General features: G+C 60.7%; 2 protein-coding genes. Both read right to left on the bottom strand.

Annotated elements, in window-relative coordinates:
* Nucleotides 1-65 precede the first annotated feature (65 nt).
* Complete coding sequence (locus tag ACP2AV_RS15635) at nucleotides 66-992, bottom strand: electron transfer flavoprotein subunit alpha/FixB family protein (RefSeq protein ID WP_426373695.1); 927 nt, start codon at nucleotides 990-992, stop codon at nucleotides 66-68.
* Entirely contained in the window at nucleotides 992-1750 is a 759-nt protein-coding gene (locus tag ACP2AV_RS15630) for an electron transfer flavoprotein subunit beta/FixA family protein (protein ID WP_426373696.1), read from the bottom strand. The genes ACP2AV_RS15635 and ACP2AV_RS15630 overlap by 1 nt, the downstream gene beginning before the upstream one ends.
* Nucleotides 1751-1762: the final 12 nt, after the last annotated feature.

The following is a 1762-nucleotide window of genomic DNA, read 5'->3' as shown; positions in this document are numbered from 1 at the left end:
ACACGGCCTACGCAAAAAGGCCCGCCTTTTTGGCGGGCCTTTTCGGGTTTTGCTTTGGCGGCGGGTCAGAGTTTTTCGGTCAGCTCTGGCACCGCGGTGAAGAGATCGGCCACAAGACCGTAGTCGGCGACCTGGAAGATCGGCGCCTCTTCGTCCTTGTTGATCGCGACGATGATCTTGGAATCCTTCATGCCAGCAAGGTGCTGAATCGCCCCCGAGATCCCGACAGCCACGTAAAGATCGGGTGCGACCACCTTGCCGGTCTGCCCCACCTGCCAGTCGTTCGGGGCGTACCCGGAATCGACCGCTGCGCGGGACGCACCAACTGCCGCGCCCAGCTTGTCGGCCAGCGCTTCGATGATTTTGAAGTCTTCTTCAGACCCGACACCACGGCCGCCCGACACAACGATGCCAGCCGAAGTCAGTTCGGGGCGGTCGCTTTCGGCAACCTTGTCTTCGATCCATTCCGACAGGCCCGGATTGTCTGCGGCGCCGACGGTTTCAACAGAGGCCGAACCGCCGGTCCCTGCTGCGTCAAAGGTCGCGGTGCGGAAGGTGATGACCTTCTTGGCGTCCGATGTTTTTACCGTCTGTACCGCGTTGCCGGCGTAGATCGGGCGTTCAAAGGTCGCCCCGTCCACAACAGCCGACACATCCGACAGCACCATCACATCCAACAGCGCAGCGACGCGCGGCATGACGTTTTTCGCATCGGTGGTGGCCGGCGCAACGATATGCTCGTATTCGCCTGCAAGGCTTACGATCAGCGCCGCGGTCGGTTCTGCCAGACGGTGGCCGAGGCTTTCGTCTTCGGCGACCAGCACTTTGGACACGCCGTCGATGGTGGCAGCGGCATCGCCAGCGGCGGCCGCAGAGGCACCGGCGCACAGCACGGTGACATCACCGATCGCCTTGGCGGCGGTCACGGCCTTGGCGGTGGCGTCCATCGCCAGTTCGCCATTGGTCACTTCGGCAAGGAGAAGAACAGCCATTACACAGCCCCCGCTTCTTTGAGTTTCGCAACCAGTTCATCGACCGATTCCACGATGATGCCCGCCGAGCGTTCGGCCGGTTCCTGGGTCTTGACGACCTCAAGGCGCGGCGAAACATCGACGCCGTAATCGGCAGCGGTTTTTTCATCCAGCGGCTTTTTCTTGGCCTTCATGATGTTGGGCAGCGACGCATAGCGCGGCTCGTTCAGGCGCAGGTCCACGGAAATGATGGCCGGCATCTTCACCGAAATGGTTTGCAGACCGCCGTCGACTTCGCGGGTTACTTTGGCGTTATCGCCGTCGATGTCCACTTCTGACGCAAAGGTCGCCTGCGACCAGCCCAGAAGCGCCGACAGCATTTGGCCGGTGGCGTTCATGTCGTTGTCAATCGCCTGCTTGCCGCAGAAAACCAGCCCTGGCTGTTCTTCATCGACGACGGCTTTCAGGATCTTGGCCACGGCCAGCGGTTCGATGTCCTGGTGGACATCATCGGCAGCCACAACCAAAATCGCGCGATCCGCACCCATGGCCAAAGCCGTGCGCAGCGTTTCCTGCGCCTGTTTGACGCCGATGGAAACGGCCACGACTTCGTCGGCTTTTCCGGCTTCTTTCAGGCGGATAGCCTCTTCCACGGCGATTTCGTCGAATGGGTTCATCGACATCTTGACGTTGGCAAGATCGACACCGCTTCCGTCCGCTTTCACACGAACCTTAACGTTGTAGTCGATCACGCGCTTGACAGGTACAAGTACCTTCATCACGGTATCTCC

The sequence above is a fragment of the Aliiroseovarius sp. PTFE2010 genome (assembly GCF_049943335.1).
GTDB lineage: Bacteria > Pseudomonadota > Alphaproteobacteria > Rhodobacterales > Rhodobacteraceae > JBNFVY01.
This window is presented reverse-complemented; position numbering and strand designations above follow the sequence as displayed.

Bases quoted from the DNA above. Each gene is read 5' to 3' on its own strand.
- ACP2AV_RS15635 (WP_426373695.1), bottom strand. From the start codon at position 992: ATGGCTGTTCTTCTCCTTGCCGAAGTGACCAATGGCGAACTGGCGATG.
- ACP2AV_RS15630 (WP_426373696.1), bottom strand. From the start codon at position 1,750: ATGAAGGTACTTGTACCTGTCAAGCGCGTGATCGACTACAACGTTAAG.